General features: G+C 69.4%; 14 protein-coding genes. 5 read left to right on the top strand and 9 right to left on the bottom strand.

Annotated elements, in window-relative coordinates; all coding sequences use genetic code 11:
- Window positions 1-56: 56 nt before the first annotated feature.
- The 3 genes from AB0E63_RS32190 to AB0E63_RS32180 all read right to left on the bottom strand — a co-directional run bounded on the left by AB0E63_RS32190 (window position 57) and on the right by AB0E63_RS32180 (window position 1,947).
- Window positions 57-401, bottom strand: coding sequence for a hypothetical protein (locus tag AB0E63_RS32190; protein WP_360374602.1), 345 nt, complete (start codon window positions 399-401; stop codon window positions 57-59).
- Window positions 402-580: 179 nt separating this feature from the next.
- Entirely contained in the window at window positions 581-796 is a 216-nt protein-coding gene (locus AB0E63_RS32185) for a hypothetical protein (protein ID WP_360374600.1), read from the bottom strand.
- A gap of 113 nt (window positions 797-909) precedes the next feature.
- Window positions 910-1,947 carry a LacI family DNA-binding transcriptional regulator gene (locus AB0E63_RS32180; protein WP_360374598.1) on the bottom strand — a complete coding sequence of 346 codons (1,038 nt, stop codon included), beginning with the start codon at window positions 1,945-1,947 and terminating at the stop codon, window positions 910-912.
- A 148-nt stretch (window positions 1,948-2,095) separates the two neighbouring features.
- Here AB0E63_RS32180 and AB0E63_RS32175 point away from each other — a divergent pair, with 148 nt between their 5' ends.
- Together AB0E63_RS32175 and AB0E63_RS32170 are read left to right on the top strand one after the other, a co-directional pair.
- Entirely contained in the window at window positions 2,096-2,800 is a 705-nt protein-coding gene (locus AB0E63_RS32175; RefSeq protein WP_360374596.1) for a copper homeostasis protein CutC, read from the top strand.
- A complete protein-coding gene (locus AB0E63_RS32170) occupies window positions 2,797-3,069 on the top strand; it encodes a DUF4031 domain-containing protein (protein ID WP_360374594.1) in 273 nt (90 codons plus the stop codon). The genes AB0E63_RS32175 and AB0E63_RS32170 overlap by 4 nt, the downstream gene beginning before the upstream one ends.
- 17 nt (window positions 3,070-3,086) lie before the next feature.
- On the opposite strand, the gene tuf is transcribed toward AB0E63_RS32170, so the two are convergent.
- Both tuf and AB0E63_RS32160 read right to left on the bottom strand, forming a co-directional pair.
- On the bottom strand, window positions 3,087-4,274 hold the full coding sequence (gene tuf / locus AB0E63_RS32165) for an elongation factor Tu (RefSeq protein WP_360374592.1): 1,188 nt from the start codon (window positions 4,272-4,274) through the stop codon (window positions 3,087-3,089).
- 345 nt (window positions 4,275-4,619) lie between these two features.
- Entirely contained in the window at window positions 4,620-7,001 is a 2,382-nt protein-coding gene (locus AB0E63_RS32160; protein WP_360374590.1) for a PQQ-binding-like beta-propeller repeat protein, read from the bottom strand.
- Window positions 7,002-7,177: 176 nt separating this feature from the next.
- On the opposite strand from AB0E63_RS32160, the gene AB0E63_RS32155 reads away from it, so the two are divergent.
- The gene (locus AB0E63_RS32155) at window positions 7,178-8,053 is read left to right on the top strand and encodes a Gfo/Idh/MocA family oxidoreductase (RefSeq protein ID WP_360374588.1); all 876 of its coding nucleotides are present in this window, start codon (window positions 7,178-7,180) and stop codon (window positions 8,051-8,053) included.
- Here the strand turns inward: AB0E63_RS32155 and AB0E63_RS32150 are convergent.
- Together AB0E63_RS32150 and AB0E63_RS32145 are read right to left on the bottom strand one after the other, a co-directional pair.
- A complete protein-coding gene (locus AB0E63_RS32150) occupies window positions 8,024-10,324 on the bottom strand; it encodes a PQQ-binding-like beta-propeller repeat protein (RefSeq protein WP_360374586.1) in 2,301 nt (766 codons plus the stop codon). The two genes, AB0E63_RS32155 and AB0E63_RS32150, sit on opposite strands and share 30 nt — an antisense overlap.
- 97 nt (window positions 10,325-10,421) lie before the next feature.
- Window positions 10,422-10,733 (bottom strand): metalloregulator ArsR/SmtB family transcription factor, encoded by a 312-nt coding sequence (locus tag AB0E63_RS32145; protein WP_360374584.1) that lies wholly within the window; start codon window positions 10,731-10,733, stop codon window positions 10,422-10,424.
- 206 nt (window positions 10,734-10,939) lie between these two features.
- On the opposite strand from AB0E63_RS32145, the gene AB0E63_RS32140 reads away from it, so the two are divergent.
- Both AB0E63_RS32140 and AB0E63_RS32135 read left to right on the top strand, forming a co-directional pair.
- Window positions 10,940-12,130, top strand: a complete 1,191-nt coding sequence (locus AB0E63_RS32140; protein ID WP_360374582.1) for an MFS transporter — start codon at window positions 10,940-10,942, stop codon at window positions 12,128-12,130.
- Between the two features lie 767 nt (window positions 12,131-12,897).
- Window positions 12,898-14,082, top strand: a complete 1,185-nt coding sequence (locus AB0E63_RS32135; RefSeq protein ID WP_360374580.1) for a hypothetical protein — start codon at window positions 12,898-12,900, stop codon at window positions 14,080-14,082.
- On the opposite strand, the gene AB0E63_RS32130 is transcribed toward AB0E63_RS32135, so the two are convergent.
- Both AB0E63_RS32130 and AB0E63_RS32125 read right to left on the bottom strand, forming a co-directional pair.
- The gene (locus AB0E63_RS32130; RefSeq protein WP_360374578.1) at window positions 14,059-16,083 is read right to left on the bottom strand and encodes an AAA family ATPase; all 2,025 of its coding nucleotides are present in this window, start codon (window positions 16,081-16,083) and stop codon (window positions 14,059-14,061) included. The genes AB0E63_RS32135 and AB0E63_RS32130 overlap by 24 nt on opposite strands.
- A 39-nt stretch (window positions 16,084-16,122) precedes the next feature.
- Window positions 16,123-16,914, bottom strand: coding sequence for a phosphatase PAP2 family protein (locus AB0E63_RS32125; RefSeq protein ID WP_360374576.1), 792 nt, complete (start codon window positions 16,912-16,914; stop codon window positions 16,123-16,125).
- Window positions 16,915-16,955: the final 41 nt, after the last annotated feature.

Genomic DNA, 16,955 nt, shown 5'->3' with positions numbered 1-16,955 from the left:
GGTGCGGCGCCGCGTGCGGAGCCGGTCGGTGTCGTCCGGTGGGGGTTCGGGTGGTGTCAGGTGAGGTGGCCGAGGGGCGCGACGTCGATGCCGGCGCGCTCGCAGACCCAGTGCGGGTCGGGGCCGAGTTCCGGCTCGATCCGGAGCTCGTGGTCGTGCAAGTCGTCGCAGGCGGTGCACCGGGGCCAGCGAACACCGGAGTCGACCAGGCGGTCCTGAACGTCCTGGGCGACCAGTCCGGCGATGTGTTCCGCGCCGTCCGGCCACTGATCCAGCCACCACTGCCGTCCGGCGACCGCGTCCTCGAGCAGCGACACCATGACGGCATCGTCGAATCCCCGCGCGGCCAGGTCATGCAAGACCATGGCCCGGGCGGTCAGCAACACACCTGGCTCACTCATCGCCCTTCAGAGTGCCAGACCCAACCGACAAAACCCCACGCCTCGCGTAAGACGTGGGGTTTCCCAACACCCATCACAGTGCTTGCCCCCTCACCTGGAGGGTTGCCCCCTCAGATTCTCGGTGGGCAACCCTCCAGCTCGGGGGTTAACCACTGAGCTGGAGGGTTGTGCCACCGGGGTTAGCTGGTGGTGGGGCAGGTGGGGTCGATGCGGTCGGCCAGGCGGAGTTCGCGCTGGGCGGCGGTGCGGAGTACGGCGCTGAGCCGGGTGCGGACCGTGACGGCGCGGCGCGGGGCCGGCTCGTCGTACGGCTGCTGGGGAGCGTTCGGGAGCGCCGACTGCGACAGGGCGCGAGCGTTCTCGACTGCTGTGTTGCCGGCGATGAAGTACGTCATGATGCTGCTCCCTTCTGAGAGCGTGGTGGTTCGGCCGGCGACCGGTCGGCCGTCGGATGTCGTGCGGTATCAGCCCGGGAACCCGAGTGGGTCCTGGGTGTGTTGTGTGGTTGTCAGAGTTTCGGTGCGGGTCCGCTACTCGAGCGGACGACCAACTCGGTGGGCATCAGGAGCTGACGCTCGGTGCTGGCCGGGTCCAGCAGGATCCGGCCGACCGCGCGGCCTTTGTCCTTGATCGGCTGGTGGACCGTGGTCAGTCCGGCCGGTCCGGCCGCCGGGATGTCGTCGAAGCCGGCCACGGTCAGATCCCGTCCTGGGACCAGTCCGCGGACCTTCATCGCCTCCATCACGCCGAGCGCCTGGACATCGCTCAGTCCGACGATCGCGCTCGGACGGTCCTGCGAGTCGAGCACCCACTCCGCGCCGGCGAGCCCGGAGCTGAAGGCGTTGTGACCGCCGGAGACGATCCGCAGCCGAGCGTCCGGCATAGCCTTCTGCAGGCCGCGAATCCGCAGCTCACAGTCGGTGTACCCGACCTCGTCGAGCGTCAGCTCCACCGGCCGGCCGCCGGCCGCCTGGGCGTTGTCGACCAGTACGACGATCTCGCGGTGGCCGAGCCGGGCCAGGTGCTCGCCCAGTTGGGCGGCCGCTTCCACCTCGTCGATGGCGACCCAGGACAGGTCCGGGTGGTCGCCGCGGTCGGTGGAGACCGCCGGGATGCCGCGGTTGGCGAGGATGTCGAGCGCCGGGTGACCACCTGGGACGCAGAAGATCGCGGCCGCGTCGATGGCGGCCTGCTGGACGGCGTTGCTGCCGCCGGTGATGTCGGTCGAGCTGAGTGGCATCAGCAGCAGGCTGGTGGCGAACTCCTCGGCGACCTCGGCCAGGCCGGCCAGGAAGCCGACCGCGTACGGATCCGAGAAGGCGTACGCCAGCTTGTCGGTGAAGAGCACCCCGACCGAACCGGCCTTGCCGCTGCGCAGCGCACGGGCGGATGCGTCCGGTCCGGCGTACCCGAGCTCGTGGGCGGTGCTCAGGATGCGCTCGCGCAAGGCGGCGGACAGCTGGTCGGGCTTGTTGTAGGCGTTGGAGACGGTCGACGGCGACACACCCACGGCCTTCGCCACGGTCTTCAGCGTGACTCCTGCCATCACTCCACCTCCTCGTCCGGGGACCGCTCTGTGGCAGTCTTCTGTATCGTTCTTCTAAATCGTTCTAGAAAAACGATACAGAAGACTCTGAGGGAGTGCAACACCTATTTCCGCGAGGTCTGACCGCGGGTGCGAGATGATGGCACGCATGGGGTCGTTGCTGGAGGTCATTGCGCTGCATCCGGCGGATGCGGAGGCGGCGCAAGAGGGTGGGGCGGACCGGCTGGAGTTGTGCGCGTCGATGGAGGCGGACGGGTTGTCGCCGTCGGTGTCGACGGTCAGTGCGATCCGGCGGTCGACCGATCTGCCGCTGCGCGTGATGCTGCGGCTGACGGACTCCTTCACGATCAACGGCGCCGAGCTGAACCGGCTGACCGCCATGGCGCAGTCCTATCTGTCCGCCGGCGCGGATGGCTTCGTGCTGGGGTTCCTGACTCCCGACAACGTGGTGGATGCGGAGTCGGCGGGTGCTCTGGTCAGCACGTTCGCCGGTACGCCGTGGACGTTCCACCGCGCGATCGACGCCGTACTGGAGCAGGCGTCGGCGTGGCGTGCGTTGCGGTCGTTGCCCGGTCTCGACACTGTGCTGACCGCTGGGTCGTCGATCGGAGTCGGACACGGGCTGGACGATCTGTGCAGGCTGGCCAAGGAGGACTCCGCGGTCGCGAGCGTGATGATGGCCGGCGGTGGACTGCAGCCGGAGCACGTGCCGTGGCTGTACCAGAGCGGCGTACGGCGCTTCCACGTCGGCTCGTCGGTCCGCCAGGACGGCTCGTGGACCAAGGCCTATGTGAACTCGCGCTTCGTCCGTGCCTGGCGGAACCTGCTCGACGCCCAGGACGCGCGCGAATGATCCTTATCGACCCACCGGCCTGGCCGGCGTGGGACAGGGTCTGGTCCCACTTGGTCAGCGACGAGTCGTACGAAGAGCTGCACACCTTCGCCAAAGCTGCCGGCATCCCGGCCCGGGGCTTCGACCGCGACCACTACGACGTCCCCAGCGACCGCTACGACGATCTGATCGCCGCCGGCGCCGTACCGGTCTCCAGTCGGGAAATTGTTCGGAGACTGACTGCCTCTGGTTTGCGTCACCGGAAAGGACAACGGCCCCCAACCGAGTGAGGTTGAGGGCCGTTGCGTCAGTCGAGGAGCTCAGCGACTGTGCCGGCGGCTACGGTGTGGCCGCCTTCACGGACCGCGAAGCCGAGGCCGACGTTCATGGCTACGGGCTTCTCGAGTTCTACTCCGAGCTCGATGGTGTCGCCCGGCATCACCAGGGTGATGTCACCCAGGTCGATGCCGCCGGAGACATCCGTCGTACGGAAGTAGAACTGCGGGCGGTAGTCCGCGGCGAAGGGCGTGTGCCGACCACCCTCGGCCGTGGACAGTGCGTGCAGGGTCGCCCGGAACTTCCGGTGCGGCCGCACACTGCCCGGCAACGCCACCACCTGGCCGCGACGGACCTCGTCGCGCTTCACGCCGCGCAGCAGCACCGCCGCGTTGTCGCCCGCCTCCGCGGACTCCAGCGTCTTGCCGAACGTCTCCATCCCGATCGCCGTACTGGTGACCGTCGGACCGAGCCCGACCACCTCGACGGTGTCGCCGAGCTTCAGCGAACCGCGCTCGACCGCACCGGTGACGACCGTGCCGCGGCCGCTGATGGTGAGGACGTTCTCGATCGGCATCAAGAACGGCTCGCCCAGCACGCGGTCCGGTACCGGCACGTAGGAGTCGATCGCGTCCAGCAGCTCGCCGATCGCGGCGGTCCACTGCGGATCGCCCTCCAGCGCCTTCAGGCCGGAGACGCGCACGACCGGTACGTCGTCGCCCGGGAAGCCGTACTCCGACAGGAGTTCACGGACCTCCAGCTCGACCAGGTCGAGCAGCTCGGGGTCGTCGACGGCGTCCGCCTTGTTCAGCGCGACCACCAGGTACGGCACGCCCACCCGGCGCGCGAGCAGCACGTGCTCGCGCGTCTGCGGCATGGCGCCGTCCTGCGCGGAGACGACCAGGATCGCGGCGTCCACCTGGGCGGCGCCGGTGATCATGTTCTTGACGTAGTCGGCGTGCCCTGGCATGTCGACGTGCGCGTAGTGCCGGGTCGCGGTCTCGTACTCCACGTGCGAGATGTTGATGGTGATCCCGCGCTGGACCTCCTCCGGCGCCCGGTCGATCCCGTCGAACGCGACGAAGCGGTTGACGCTCGGGTCGCGCTCGGCGAGCACCTTGGTGATCGCCGCCGTGAGGGTGGTCTTGCCGTGGTCGACGTGACCCATCGTCCCGATGTTGAGGTGCGGCTTGGTCCGCACGAACTGGCTCTTGGCCATGAAAAGTCCTTACGTGTCAGAAGATTCGTGTGAGCCAGGACCCTCCGGGCAGCCCTCCGCGGCTGTCACCCGCACGGAGGGGGCCGGTGAGCGACCACCCTCCTCCGCGGGTCCTGCTCAGCAGGAGGAGGGTCGGATTCGCGCGCCGGTGCACAAGGCTGAATCGACTGACGCGGCCCACGTGGGAGCGCCCGTCAGGCCGGTGCCTGACAGGTCGAACTCGAAAACCACGCGGAACATGAGCATCACGGTAGAGACGAACGCTGCCTGCAGCAACAGAATTCCCGCGCTGCCCGCGCGACAAGAACGAAGGGAAAGAAGGAGGAGTGGAGGGGGAGAGAGACCTCAGCTGAGGGCGAAGAGTCTGCTGCCGTCGGAGAAGATGGGGCGGGCACCGGCTACTGCGACGGCGGGCTTGTCGCAGGTGACTTCTTCGGACTGGGCGACCGATGTGGCGGTCGGGCCGGCCAGGATCGGGCGGGGCTGGACGCCGGTGGTGCCGATCATCACCGGTGAGCAACTGCCGTTCCGCTGCGGCATCAGCGTGACCACGCGTCCGTCCGGCAACATGCTGAACCCGTCCCGCGGGTACTCCGGCTGCTGCAGCTTCGGTGGTACCTCCAGCAGGTGGTGCCACTGCGGTGTTCCGTCCGCGGGGCTCAGCGCGGAGACGTCGTACGTCTGCACCTGTCCGGGGTCGGTGGTGTTCCGGCAGGTGATCAGGACGAGCGAGGCGTGGGTGGCGGCGAGCTGTGCGTCGCACGACGAGGACCCGAGCCGAGGCCGCGGTGTGCCGGGCACCGGGGTCGTCCAGATGACGCGGCCCTCGGCGACGTCGATGGACCACTGGTAGAGCGTTCCACCCGCAGCGCCGGTCCAGATCAGTCCGGAGACCTCACGGGTGTCGGGTACGGCGACCAGATCGCCGACCCACGTGGTCGGGTCCAGCTCGGCACTCAGGTCGAACCTGTTCCCCAGGTCGACCTCCCAGCGCTGATCGCCGGTCTTGAGGTCCAGACCGCGTACGACGGCTCCGTTGCCACCGCATCCGTCGACGACGACCGCCTGATCGCCCATCAGCTCGCCCTGCGTCACGTTGCAGCGCAGCTGGGTGCGCCAGTGGGTCGGGCTGCTCACGCCGTGCGCCACGACGTAGTTGTCCTCCGCGACGAGCAACTGGTTCTGGTCGACGGCCAGTGCGGTCCCGTCGGTGTGGACCTCGGTCAGCACCTTCCCGGTCACTGCATCCAGTACGGCGTACGTCGGCAGGTCGACGCCCGCGGGTTCGCGGTAGTCGGCGTTGGGGAGGTGTGCGGCGACGGTACGGCCGTCGGCGGAGACCAGGAGGCCCTTGGAACCACTGGATGCGGCGTCCTTGACGTCGGCCCGCGAGTACCGCCACCGGATCTGGCCGGTGGTCGCATCGGACATGACCACGCCGTCCGACCGCAGTTCGGCCACTCCGCCCGCCGTACCGGCGATGGCGCCTGTCGCGGGCACCTCGCGGCTCCAGGCCAGAGTGCCGTCGAGCTGCACCGGGAGCTGGTTGGGTTCGATGGTGGTCGTCGTGCTGACCGTGTTGGCGGTCTCCAGCCGGGCCTGCACGAACGGCTCACCGGCCGACACCACCACCCAGGCCAGCAGCGCCCCGCACACCACAGTGGCGCCGACACCCAGCAATCGCGGTGGAGCCTGCGCGTACGGCGGTGCGAGCCGCAGCCGCCTCGCCAACGCCAGGAGCGCACCGGCCAGCACCAGAGCGACCGACGCGAGCATCAGGTACGGCCAGCGCTCTGACATGGCCGCACCGGGCTGCGCGGCGGGCCAGCGCCACCAGCAGAAGCCAACGGCGATCAGGCCGACCACTCCGAACACCAGTGCCGGGATGGTGACCAGTCGCCGCTCGGCCCGCCGGAACCAGGCGCAGGCCAGTGCGGCCGACAGCGCCGTACCCGCGATCGGTGCCCAGACCGGGAAGCCGGCGACCTCGTCCGGGTCGGCGGGCCACTTGGCGGCCGCACCGAGGCCACGGCCGAACAGGACGGAGGACGCGACGACCGCGCCGAGGGCAGCACCGAAGTAGACGATCGGGATCAGCCCGCCGATCGGCCGGGCCGCCTTAGGGCCCCAGGACTCGACCTCCCGGGTGATGTTCTCCCGGGCGGCCTCTTCCCATTCGTCATGGCCTCGCGTGGTCGCGAACAGCCGGGTCTCGGCCAGGGTCTGCAGGAACGACATCCGGCCGCGGGCGAACTCCCGGTCGGCGATGTGCCCGTACTCCTGCCGGATGCCGGCCGAGTACTCGTCGTACCGCTCCGGGTCCAGGCTCAGGATGCGCAGATCGGCGTCACACAGGACGGCGCCGTTGCGGTCGTCCGGCTCGCAGTCGTGCTTGGCGGTCAGGCGGACCAGCCGGCCGACCTCCTCGACCTGCTCGGCCTCGACGCCGTACGCCGCCAGCTCGAGCTCGGCCAGCTGGGCCGAGACCTCCTCGTTCTCCCCGGGGTCGGCCTGCGGGTCGTAGATCGCGTCGTGGAACCAGGCTGCCAGCCGGACCGTGTCCGGGTCGTCGGCGGCCTCGGCCAGCTCGTCGACGGTCCGCAGTACCTCGGTCAGGTGCCGCTGGTCGTGATAATGACGATGTTGCTCTGCGTAACGAGCCAGCAGATCCTCGCCCAAGGGCTGCGCGTGCGGCAGCAGGCGATTCCACTGGTCGCGCAGGTCCATGGCTGGGAGTCTCGCACCCCTCGGGAGCCTGCGCCGACCGATCCGGCGTTCCCGGATAGGGTCGTGGCCAAAGCGATATCGGCTCGTCACCTTGCCGCTTCGATGGGGGCACCAGGCACCGAGTCGCAGCACTGAAATTGCGGTGCAGATCACATCTGTGGCGGAACGGAGAAGAGATGCGGTTCGGTTTGGTCGGCACCGGTCCGTGGGCGCACCGGACGCACGGACCGGGCCTGATGGCCGCCTCCGGGGTGGAGCTGGTGGGCGTCTGGGGCCGGCATCCGGACAAGACCGCGGCGATCGCGAGTGACCTGGGCGTCACGCCGTACGACGACTACGCGGAGTTACTCGAGTCGGTCGAGGCGGTCGCGTTCGCCGTACCGCCGAAGGTGCAGGCGTCGATGGCGCTGGAGGCCGCGGCCGTGGGCAAGCACCTGCTGCTCGACAAGCCGGTCGCGGACTCGCTCGACGATGCCCGGGCACTGGCCGACGAGGTCGCGGACGAGGGCATCGCCTCGGTGGTGTTCTTCACCGGCCGGTTCCAGCCGCCGCTGCGGACGTTCTTCGCGGAGCTTCAGGCGCGCGGCGGGTGGAAAGGCGGCTGGACCCGGATGCTCGCCGCCCTCGACGAACCGGGCAAGCCGCTCATCGACTCACCCTGGCGACGCGAGCGGCGTGGTGCCATCTGGGACGTCGGCCCGCACGCCCTGTCCAACCTGACCGCGATGCTCGGCCCGATCGTCGAGCTGGCCGCCGTCGGCGGCGCCGGCGGCCTCGTCCACCTCGTCCTCACCCACGAGTCCGGAGCCACGAGCACCGCCAGCATCTCGCTGTCGGCTCCGCCCGCCGGCAGCAACTTCGAGACCGGCGTCTGGGGAGAGACGGGTACGGCGCTCCTGCCGGCCAGCGAGACCTCCGCGGTCGAGGCGCTACAACTCGCCGCCGAGGAGTTGGTCACCGCCGCCGAGTCAGGCGAGTCGCACCCAGTCGACGTCGCCTTCGGCACCCGCATCGTCGAGCTCCTAGCCACTGCCGAGCACCAGCTCTCCTGACCCGATTGAGTCAGCGCAGGGCGATGACCGTGTCCGGGCCTGAGGTGAGGATGAGGTTGCCGATGGCGCGGGGGTCGCGGCCGCAGGAGATTCCGGTGGGCAGGGGACCTGACGGAAGCCGGCGCGGCTGATCACGTTCGCGACGCAGCCGCTTGCGCCGCGGCCGAGCGAGATCACCCGTCCGTCGGCGGTGACGGTGACCTTCACGCGCGGGCTGACCGGTGCGGTCGTCTGCCAGGCCGTCAGACCGGTGTTGGCGTCGACGGCCGTGACCACGGTCCGGCGGTTCTCCTGGCTGCTGGGACCGGGGCAGTCCACCACGATCAGGTACTTGCCGGCCGCGTTGAGCAGCGTTCGGCACGCCCAGTTCCGGGGCACCGGCCAGCGCCAGCGGATGTCGCCGGTCCGCGGCTCAATGGCCGTCAGAGCGACGGGTACGTCGGAATCACCGCCAGGCTCGGCGACGACCACCAGTCCGGCCACGACGACCGGTCGCCGGTAGGTGTCGGCGGAGACCTTGCTCCAGAGCTTCTTGCCGGACCGCAGATCCAGCGCGGTCATCTCGTCGGGCCTGTCGTTGCAGCTGTGGCCGAGGAACGCGACCACGGTCTCGGCGGTCGCGACCGCGCCGATGTCCGTGCAGTCGCCCGGTTCGAACGTCCATCGCTCGTGGCCGTCCGGGTCGACGCCATGCAGCTTGCCGGAGCCGCCGGACGAAGGCTCGGCGGTCAGCAGCGGTTCGGCCTGTTGGACGAGGTGGTCACGGGTCCGGCCCGGCCAGGCGGCCTTGCGGTGGCCGGTCTTCGCGTCGAGCAGCAGGTAGCCGACGTCGGCGAATTCGGCCAGCACATAGTCACCGTTGCCGGTGGCAACGATATTCGGCAGCTCGTCGGAATCGGACCGGCTGTAGCGCCAGCGCAGCTCCCCGGTGGCGGCGTCCAGCATCTCCACCACGCCACTCTGCCGCGGGATGGCGACGCCGTACCTCGTGCCGATCGCGCCCTCGGCGCCCGCGCCGTGCAGCGACCTGCTGACCCAGGCGACCGAGCCGTCGAGGACTGAGGGAGACGCCGTGCCCGGCTCGTTCGGTGAGCCTTCTACTCGCTCGTTGGAACTCAGCACGTAGTTGCGAGCCAGCGGCTGGACGATCAGCAGCAGGATCAGCGCTACCGCTGCCGGTACGGCGAGCCACGCGAGTTGCTGACCGAGGTTGCGGGCAGGGAGAAAGCGAGCCGTTCTGGTGCGCAGCAGCGAGGCGACCAGTGCCGCCACGCCGGCCAGGAGCAGGAGTAGCAGAGCGGCGATCAGTAGCGGCACTCGAAGGCCCACACCGACGGCTGGGTTTGTCCTGGGGACCTGTGCCCAGGCGACGAGCAGTCCGGTGACAGCGATCGCGACTACGGCTCCTGCGATGAGTCGCGAGCGTTGGCTGGCGCTGCGGGCGCAACGGAACAGCAGGGGTGCGCTGAAGAAGGCGACGGCAGCCAGCGCGACGGGCGGCCAGCCGGCCTCGTTCTGGGCGGTCGGGACCTGCCAGGAGGCGCCGGACGCGGCGATCGCGACTACTGCGGAGGCGATCGCGCTGAAGGTCGCGATGGCGGTCAGTGCGGCTTGCTGCCAGCCACGCCACGGTGCGGGGAGTTGGCTGTCCAGTCCGGCGAGCTCGGACTCGAGGTTGACTCGGGCGACCGGACCGAGCCGTTGCCGGGCCAGTTGGGTGCGGTAGAGGTGGCCGTCGAGCAGTTCGCGGACCTCGTCGTACCGGTGCTCGAGTGCGGTCTTGCGGTCGCCCGTGTCCCGCCGTACCTCGGCAGTGTGGACGGCGTACCGGCTGGGGTCGGCGGCGAGGATGGCGTTGACGGCGTCGAGCAGTACGTCGCCGTTGGCGTCGCGGCGCGGTGGTGCGTAGGCATCCGGCAGGGGAGCCGCCAGGTCGCCGGTGAGGCGGATCAGGCGGGCCACTTCGGCGATGCGGATCGGCGGTACGCCGTACTGCGGGAGACGCTCCTCGGCCAGCCGGGCGGAGGCCTCAGCGTCCTCGGCCGGTGTGCCGCCCGGTTCGTGTACTGCGCGGTGGAACCACGCTGCCAGCCGGACCGAGGTCGGATCGGTGGAGAGCTGGATGAGGGAGTCGAGTGCGGTGAGCACGATCTCCAGATAGTGGTCCCGGTAGGCCCGCCGGGTGCGCTCGACGTACCTGGCGACCAGCTCGTCTGCCAGCGAGGCCGAGCCGGGCACCAGCTCGTCCCACCGCCTACGAAGCTCGACCACTGCCACAGTTTGCCAGTCGCACCCCTACAACCACCGCTCGATCAACCCACCGGCAGCTTGCGGTTGCGGTGCGGGTTCACCCGGCGTGTGCGCGTCGTTACTGACGGGCGGCCAGGATGCCGGTGAGGAGGCCGGGATAGAGGTCCTCGAGGTCGGTCCGGCGGAGTTTGCTGATCCGGCGGGTGCCTTCGGTGTGGGTGGTCAGGACGCCGGCCTCGCGCAGGATGCGCAGGTGGTGCGCCCGGGTGGATGCGGTGACCGGGAGCTCGATGTCGCCGCAGGCGATGCCCTGGGGAGCGTCGGCGAGTGCGCGGACGATCTGCAGCCGCACCGGCTCACCGAGAGCCTGGAGCACCGTCGCGACCTCGATCTCGTCGCGGTCCGGCTGGGGGAGTTCCTTGCTGGTCACGGGGCCTCCCGGCCTGGACTGAGGAGTGGAGGGAGCGTAGCGACTGGAGCGACGAGGGACGGCCGGGAGTCAAAGCCCCGTGACCCGCCGCGCCGGAGGCGTGGCATGAGTGTGGTCATGGGTCAATAATACGATATCGGTCGAAGTTCGATGATCTTCGTAGTACGATCTCCATCGAACTACTCGACTCGTCCGGAAGGTCCCCGATGTCCGCACGGATCTACCTGCTCGGCGCCGGTGCGTTCGCGGTCGGCACCAGCGCGTACGTCGTGTCCGGTGTGCTGCCCGACGTCAGCTCCGAGCTCCATGTCTCGCTGACGGCCGCGGGTCAACTCGCCACCGCGTTCTCCCTGTCGTACGCGATCGGTGCGCCGATCCTGTCCACCCTGGCCGGCCGGTGGGAGCGCCGTACCCTCCTGATCGCCGCACTCGTTCTGGCCGCGCTGGGCAACCTCATCGCCGCGGTCGCCACCAACTACCCGGTGCTGATCGTCGGTCGCGTGGTGGCCGCGTTGGGTGCCGCCGCCTACACCCCTGCGGCCACTCTGTTCGCCACCGGACTGATGCGACCCGAGGAACGTGGCAGGGCCGTCGCCATCGTCTTCGGCGGACTGACCTTCGCTCTGGTGATCGGCGTACCGGCCGGGAGTCTGCTCGGTCCGACGCTGGGTTACAAGGGTGTCTTCGCACTCATCACGGTCATCGCCGTACTGGTCGCCATCGTCGAGCGCGTCGCCCTCCCGAAGGTGGACGCGCCTCCAGTGGTCGGACTGCGAGAACGGTTTGCCGGTGTGGCCGATCGACGGGTGCAGATCGTTCTCGCGATGACAGTCCTCGCAGTGCTCGGCGCCTTCAGCGTTTACATCTACATCGTGCCGCTGCTGAAGCACACGGCCGGACTGTCCGGCAACGCCGCCGGCCTCCTGCTTCTCCTGTACGGGTTGGGCGCAGTGCTCGGGAATCTCGTCGGAGGACGCGCCACGGACCGCTTCGGCAGTCTGCGCACACTCCTGGTCCTGCTGATCGGCATCACCGCCGTTGTCAGCACTCTGGACATCACGGCGAGCACGGAGGTCGGTGCGGGTGCGGCTCTGTTCGTCTGGGGCATGTTCACCTGGGCCTTCAACCCGCCGATCCAGAACCTGCTGCTGGAGCTCGGTGGCGGTCTGCTGATCTCGCTCAACGCCTCGGCGATCTACCTGGGCGCCGGACTGTCCGCGGTAGTCGGCGGTCTGGTCATCCAGTTGGTCGGTGTCGGCTACCTGCCGCTGCTGGCGGCCGTACTCTCGCTGGCGGTGCTGGGCCTGCTGTACGTGCTCTGGCGTGACACGGGACTCCAGCGGGTCGAGGAGCTCGAGCGCGAAGAGGACATCTATCTCACTGCTGCAGCTGACTGAAGCGAACCGCGGACAGGGCAGGCTTCTGCCCATGCGTCTGCTTGCTGGGGTCCTCGCCGTCGCGTCTGTACTCGCGCCCACAGCGGCCGCTCTCGGTCCGGATCCGGCGTCCGTCGTCGACGGCTGGAAGACCTCACCGGTGTACGTCGACCCGTCGCAGCGCTCGCTGGTTCCGGACAAGGACGCCGACCAGCTGGCCGAGCGGGTCCGCGACCGCGATCCGGCTATCCGGATCGCGGTCGTACCCGCGGCGACCCTCAACGACGGAAGTGGCGACAACAGCGCGGCCGCTCGCGCGTACGTGGACAAGCTCGTGGACGTGCAGCAGGCCGACGGGATCTACCTGGTGGTGTTCGGCGGGGCGATCACCTGGGGGAGCGCGGTCGGTGTCGACACCCCGATCGCGGACATCCTGACCGACGAGCTGGACAAGCACAGCCGCTCCGACCCGGTCGGCACGCTCAACGGGGTGCTGGACCAACTCGACGTACCCAAGACGTCGTCGGGACCAGGCTGGCTTTGGCCGGTCCTGGTGCTGCTGGTGGCCGCTCTCTTCCTGGCCCGCTCCTTGCGATCGATATCACGCAAGAAAGAAGGCCCCGCGCTCTACCGGCCGTCGTACGAAGTTCTGCCGGACGAAGGGGACTCGCTCGAGGAACGGCAAGCGCTGGCGCGCGAGGACGTCACCCGGTTCGGTGAGGAACTGGATGCCGCAGACGTGCGTCTGGACGGCGTGGACACTGGAGTGGACGTGCAGGCGGCGATCGATGCGTACGCCGATGCCGGGCGCGTGGTCGACGGCGAACGTGAACCTGGCCTGGGAGGGCGAGGAGATCGCGGACCAGCTGTACGACCGCGTCGGCGTCGAGGGTGTGTACGCCGTACTGGTCGATGCGGACTCGGAGTCCGACGGACGCGGGTTCCACGCCGTGCAACGGGCAGACCGCGGGCCGACGTACCACGTGGGTGACGCAGTGGACGAGGCAGTGGACTGCTGTGCGCCGGACTACGAGGACATGCTGGTCAGGTTCATCCAGCGGGCACAGCAGGTCGACAAGCCGTTCTATGTCGACGCTGCGCCGTACGCCGGTGGTGTGGCCGGTGTGATCGGGCTCTGGTACGGCCTGACCGCGCTAGGTGCTCGCCGGGCTCGCCGTACGGATGAGAAGGAGCATCTGGACGTCACACGGCCGCTGCTGAATGAGGAGATCATCGCGCTGTCGCAGCAGGTCTCAGCGCTGCCGACGACGTCCGACCCTCAGCAGTCCAAGCTGTCCAAGGACGTGCTCGACACCGTCGAGAAGGCGCGCCAGAGACTCGATGCGGCCAAGGGCGACGCGGACGTCGAGGCGGTGACGACGCTGCTCGGCTCGGCTCGCTACGGGCTGGTGTGCCTCGACGCAGTGCGGGCCGGCAAGCCGATCCCGGAGCCTACGGCGCCCTGCTTCTTCGACCCGCGCCACGGACCCAGTACGGACGCCGTCGAGTGGCAGCCGGAGCGGGGCAGCGTCCGCGAGGTCAGCGTGTGCGCGGCCTGCAAGCAGCGTGCCGTGGCCGGGGAGGAGCCGCAGGTTCGGATGGTCGAGAAGTGGAGCGACAACTTCCGGCCGTACTGGGAAGTCGGCGAGGACGTCTCCGCCTACATCGACGGCTACTGGTCGCAGGGCGACGGGCGGCGCTGGTGGTTCCCGGACGACGACGCCCGGCGGACCGGTGACCGGATGCGGGCCCGCTGGCGCTCGCGCCGCCCGGGGGCACGCTTCAGCCGCTGGAGCTCCGACGTCGGATCCTCGGTGAGCAGTTGGTCGGCGTCCTCCGGCAACGGCTCGGACAGCGGCAGCGGCTGGTCGAGTGGCAGTTCCAGGCGCTCTTGGTCGTCCCGCACACGCTCGAGCAGTGGCGGTTCGTCCCGGCGCTCATCGCGCAGGTCAGGCGGCTCCCGCGGGTTCTAGTACCAGGGGGAGGTCCTCGCTGTGCAGGACGGCCAGCGAGGTGACGGCGCGGGTGAGGCAGACGTAGAGGCGGCGCAGACCGGTTCGTTCGTCGGCCTCGCCGGCCACGATCCCGGCCGGCTCCACGAGGACGACATGGTCGAACTCGAGGCCTTTCGCGAGCGACGCAGGGACGACGTCCAGGTGCGCGTCGACGTCGTCCTCGTCGCCCAGCACGGAGAACGCGATTCCCTTGTCTTGCAAGGCCTTCCGGGTCGCGGTCACGATGGCGTCCGGGACGATCAGGCCGATCGAGCCCAGGCGCGCCGACACCTCGTCGACGGTCGTCACCGCGGCGGCCAGGCTGTCGGGCACCCGGGTAATGGCGAGCTCACCGCGCGCCCGCCGTACCGCGGTGGGCGGGGTGAGGTGTGGCGCGATCGTGGGCAGCAGACGGGCGGCGTACTCGATCACCTGGCCGGGGACGCGGAAGCCTGCGGTCAGCTCTTCGGTGTGGGCGCCAGTCTTGCCCAGGTGCTTCAGCGCTTCGTCCCACGACGGTGTGGCCCACGGAGTGGTGCCCTGGGCGATGTCGCCGAGCACAGTCATCGAGCCGGTCGAGCAGCGTCGTCCGACGGCCCGCAGCTGCATGGCCGACAGGTCCTGTGCCTCGTCCAGCACTACGTGACCGAGTGACGGCGTACGGTCGACCAGATCGGCGATCTCGTCGATCAGAGTGGCGTCCGCTACGGACCACTTCGCCGCACCGGCCGAGCGGGGCGCCTTCTCCCAGATGAGCATCGCCTGCTCGTCAGGCGTCAGGATCCCGTCGCCGTGCTCGGCCAGGAGCTCCGGGTCGGTGAAGAGCCGGAAGAGCAGCTTCGCCGGGTCGACAGCCGGCCAGAGTGCTTCGGCGTACTGCTTGACCGGTCGGCTCCGCGCGACAGAGTCCTGCACCCGGTCGTCCGGGGAGTCTCCGGCCGCCTCCATGCGCAGGAGGACGGCGTGGGCCAGTCGCTGCGGCAGCATCGCCCGCCCGGCGCCGTACCTGACTCCGCGGGTCCGAAGCTCGTTGACGAGCTCCTCCGCCTGATACGCCGCCACCCGCCAGCGGTGTGCGCCGCGCGGCACCACCAGTGCCTCCTTCGGCAGCTGCACCTGCGACCACACCGCCCGGTGCAGCACCTCGGCCAGCCGCGCATCGCCCTTGAGTACGTCGACTGCCGCGGGACCCGGACCCGCGACCTTCACCCGGGCGACGAGCTCCTCGACCGTCGTCTGCTTCGCCTCGATCTCGCCCAGTGCGGGCAGTACGTCGCCGATGTAGCGCAGGAAGCTCGCGTTCGGCCCGACCACGAGCACTCCGGCCCGGCTGAGCTGGTCGCGGTACGCATAGAGCAGGTACGCCGCTCTGTGAAGGCCTACCGCGGTCTTCCCGGTCCCCGGTGCTCCCTGCACGCAGATGGTGTCGTCGACACCGGCCCGGACAATCACGTCCTGCTCCGGCTGGATGGTCGCCACGATGTCGCGCATCGGGCCGGAACGGGGTCGCTCGATCTCCGCGTCCAGGATGTCGCTGTGCTCGTCGGCCGGAGCGCTCGAGGTCAGGTCCTCGTCCTCGAAGGCCGTCATGTCGCCATGCGTGAAGCCGAACCGCCGCCGTACGCCGACACCCATCGGCTCGGTCCGGCTGGCCCGGTAGAACGGCACCGAGATGTCTGCTCGCCAGTCCACCACCAGCGGCTCGCCGAGCTCGTCGTTCACGTGCCGGCGGCCGATGTGGAACGTCTCGTCGGTCGGCTCGAGGTAGTCCAGCCGGCCAAAGAACAGCGGTACGTCCGGGTCGTCCTCGAGCTCCTTCATCCGCCGCCAGATCGCGGCCTGCAGATACTCCTGGTTGACCCGGTCCGCGCTGTGCACCTCGAGGGCGCCGGTCTTCTCCCGCATCACCGCGAGCGCGGCCCGCGAGCTCTTCAGGTAGTCCTTCTCGGCCTGGAGGGTGTCGGACGTATCGGGGGGCATGCTGAAACCTCCGGCAAGGGTGGGGGAAGCCCGGCCACGTTACTTGAGCACCCGCCGTGGGGGAACCGAATTACGGGTCCGCAGCCGGTCGTCGTGCAACCCGGGACGCAGCAGCAGCGGCAGGCTGACCGCCAGCAGGATCAGTACGACGATGCCGTCCAGCCAGTAGTGGTTCGCGGTCACCACGACCACGGCGAAGGTGATGATCGGGTGCAGCAGCCACAGCCAGCGCCACTTCGACCGGGTGATCAGGATCATCGAGAGCGCGATCAGCGATGCCCAGCCGACGTGCAGGCTGGGCATCGCGGCGAACTGGTTCACCGGTCCGCCGGAGTGGTCCGGACCGTAGACCGACTGGCCGAACCGCAGGCCGGTGTCGACGAACCCGGGCATCATCCGCGGCGGCGCCAGCGGGAACGCGATGTGTCCGACCAGAGCCAGTCCGGTCACCGACACCATCGTCCACCGAACGTGCGGGTACGCCTTCGGTCGCCAGATGCTCAGCCAGAGCAGCACCGCCGCCGTCAGTGGAGCGTGCACGCTGGCGTAGTACAGGTTCGCGCTCTCGATCAGATTCGGGAACTTCAGTGCCCAGTGCTGGATCGCGGCTTCGTTCGGCAGGTGGAGCCAGTTCTGGATGGCCAGGACGTCATGTGCGTGGTCGAACGCGGAACCGGTATGTCGTGCGGCGATCTGCCGGCCCGCGCTGTAGACCAAGAAGAGGGTGGCCAACAGGACTGCTTCCCGGACCACCCGCCAGAAGGTCTGCGCCCCCCGCTGCCCTTGCTCTGTCCCACCCTGCCCCACCCGCTCCAGCGCCTCTATCCCCATACTCCTCGACGGTACCTGCCGTACCCTCAGGATTTGCCCAG

The sequence above is a fragment of the Kribbella sp. NPDC026596 genome (genome assembly GCF_040638415.1).
Lineage (GTDB): Bacteria > Actinomycetota > Actinomycetes > Propionibacteriales > Kribbellaceae > Kribbella.
The sequence above is the reverse complement of the archived record's forward strand: the minus strand, read 5'-3'. Positions and strand labels throughout refer to the sequence as shown.

Coding starts and splice junctions, on each gene's coding strand:
- AB0E63_RS32125 (WP_360374576.1), bottom strand. CDS start 16,914: ATGGGGATAGAGGCGCTGGAGCGGGTGGGGCAGGGTGGGACAGAGCAA.
- AB0E63_RS32185 (WP_360374600.1), bottom strand. CDS start 796: ATGACGTACTTCATCGCCGGCAACACAGCAGTCGAGAACGCTCGCGCC.
- AB0E63_RS32160 (WP_360374590.1), bottom strand. CDS start 7,001: ATGGACCTGCGCGACCAGTGGAATCGCCTGCTGCCGCACGCGCAGCCC.
- AB0E63_RS32130 (WP_360374578.1), bottom strand. CDS start 16,083: ATGCCCCCCGATACGTCCGACACCCTCCAGGCCGAGAAGGACTACCTG.
- tuf (WP_360374592.1), bottom strand. CDS start 4,274: ATGGCCAAGAGCCAGTTCGTGCGGACCAAGCCGCACCTCAACATCGGG.
- AB0E63_RS32190 (WP_360374602.1), bottom strand. CDS start 401: ATGAGTGAGCCAGGTGTGTTGCTGACCGCCCGGGCCATGGTCTTGCAT.
- AB0E63_RS32170 (WP_360374594.1), top strand. CDS start 2,797: ATGATCCTTATCGACCCACCGGCCTGGCCGGCGTGGGACAGGGTCTGG.
- AB0E63_RS32175 (WP_360374596.1), top strand. CDS start 2,096: ATGGGGTCGTTGCTGGAGGTCATTGCGCTGCATCCGGCGGATGCGGAG.
- AB0E63_RS32140 (WP_360374582.1), top strand. CDS start 10,940: ATGTCCGCACGGATCTACCTGCTCGGCGCCGGTGCGTTCGCGGTCGGC.
- AB0E63_RS32155 (WP_360374588.1), top strand. CDS start 7,178: ATGCGGTTCGGTTTGGTCGGCACCGGTCCGTGGGCGCACCGGACGCAC.
- AB0E63_RS32180 (WP_360374598.1), bottom strand. CDS start 1,947: ATGGCAGGAGTCACGCTGAAGACCGTGGCGAAGGCCGTGGGTGTGTCG.
- AB0E63_RS32135 (WP_360374580.1), top strand. CDS start 12,898: ATGCGTACGCCGATGCCGGGCGCGTGGTCGACGGCGAACGTGAACCTG.